General features: G+C 67.8%; 1 protein-coding gene. It reads right to left on the reverse strand.

All coding sequences use genetic code 11. The annotated features are described in order from the left end of the window. Positions 1–161 precede the first annotated feature (161 nt). On the reverse strand, positions 162–1,824 hold a 1,663-nt coding region (locus tag VF697_RS39430; protein WP_414641440.1), incomplete at its 5' end, for an RCC1 domain-containing protein.

A 1,824-nucleotide genomic window follows, 5' to 3' on the forward strand; every position in this document is an offset into this window, starting at 1 on the left:
TCCGGCGAGCCGCCTCCGCGCATGGAGATGAAGGCCTGAGGCCTGACTGACGCCCCGAGAGGGGCGACACCGCGACACGGCCCGGCACGCCCGGGGGCAACTTCGCCCCGCGTGCCGGGCTTCGTCGTTTCAGCACGACAACCCGGCAGGGTCCCGGGGGCTCAGCTGCCCCGAGTCACCTTGTAGGCCACGGTGCCGCCGCAGCTGTTGTTGGAGTAGCAGCCCGCGCGCACCTCGTAGCTCCCCGTGGTGGGGGCGGTGTACTGGATGTAGGAGGCGACGCCGCCACAGTTGTCATCGTTGTAGGCCACCTCGGTGCCGCTGATGCCGTACAGGCGCAGGTAGGTATCTCCTGAAGCCGAGGCCCCGGCCAGGTTGCAGGTGCCCACCTCCAGCTTGTCCCCCGCGTTCAGGGTGAAGGTCTTGTTGACGGTGTTCTGCTGGGCGCTGTTGGTGTTGGTGGCGCTGTAGTTGTAGCTGAGGCTGGAAGTGAGCGGGAGGAGCACGCTCACGGGGGAGTAGCGATCGGTGGTGGTGCCATCGCCGAGCTGGCCGTAGCCATTGTAACCCCAGGCCCAGGAGGAACCGTCCTGCTTGAGGGCCAGGGAGTGCACGTTGGTTCCACCCGAGATGGACCCCACCTGCGAAAGTCCCTGGACCTGCACCGGTGAGTGGCGGTTGGTGGTGGTACCGTCCCCAAGCTGGCCCATGCCATTGAAGCCCCAGGCCCACACGGTGCCATCCAGCTTCATGGCCAGCGCATGGTGGGCCCCCGCGGAGACGGCACTCACGCCCGACAATCCCGAGACCTGCACCGGCGTGAGGCGGTCGATGGAAGTGCCGTCCCCGAGCTGGCCGGCGCTGTTGTGGCCCCAGGCCCACGCGGTGCCATCCTGCTTCACCGCCAGCGACTGGACGATGCCACCCGCGAGGGCAAGGCAGCCCGAGAGCCCCACCACCCGCACCGGCGTGGCGCGCCGAAGGGTGGTGCCGTCCCCGAGCTGGCCGTTGTCGTTGTTACCCCAGGCCCACACGGTGCCATCCTGCTTCATGGCCAGCGAATGAGACGAGCCCAAGGCAGTGATCAGCACTCCCGTCAGTCCCGACACCTGTACCGGCGTGCTTCTGTTCGTGTAGGTGCCATCCCCGAGCTGGCCGGCGCCGTTGTCGCCCCAGGCGCGCAGCGAGCCATCGCTCATCACCGCCAGCGAATGCCATTCGCCAGAGTTGATGGTCACCACGCCCGAGAGCCCCAGCACCTGCACCGGCGTGTTCCTGTTCGTGAGCGTGCCATCCCCGAGCTGGCCGTAGCCATTGAAGCCCCAGGCCCACACGGTGCCGTCGTTCTTCAAGGCCAGCGAATGCGTCCGGCCCGCGGCGATGTGCTTCACGTTATCAAGCCCCACCACCCGCACCGGCAGGGTGCGCACAGTGGTCGTCCCATCCCCGAGCTGCCCATAGCTGTTGTTTCCCCAGGCCCAGACAGTCCCATCCTCGCGCAGCAACAGGCTGTGAAACCCCCCTCCCACCAGCCGTTTGGCCTTCTGGCTTGGAACAGCGGCCTCCACCGCGAAGGCCAGGTCGTCCCGGTCGTCATAGGTATCCGTCGTGCAAGGAGAGGCGGAGCCCCCATAGCGGAACGCCGCGCGCACCGCCTGGGTGCTCCCCCCCGCCGGCAGCGTGTAGTTCGCCCGCATCGTCTGCGCGCCGGGCCCGGTCGGAACCAGGGTGGTGATGAGGGTCCAGCTCGGGTTGCTCGCGTCCGCCGCGTAATACACGTCCAGCGCGTCTGCCGAGTACCCGGAATAGGCCCACACATCGACT

Source organism: Archangium sp., assembly GCF_036388035.1.
GTDB lineage: Bacteria > Myxococcota > Myxococcia > Myxococcales > Myxococcaceae > Archangium.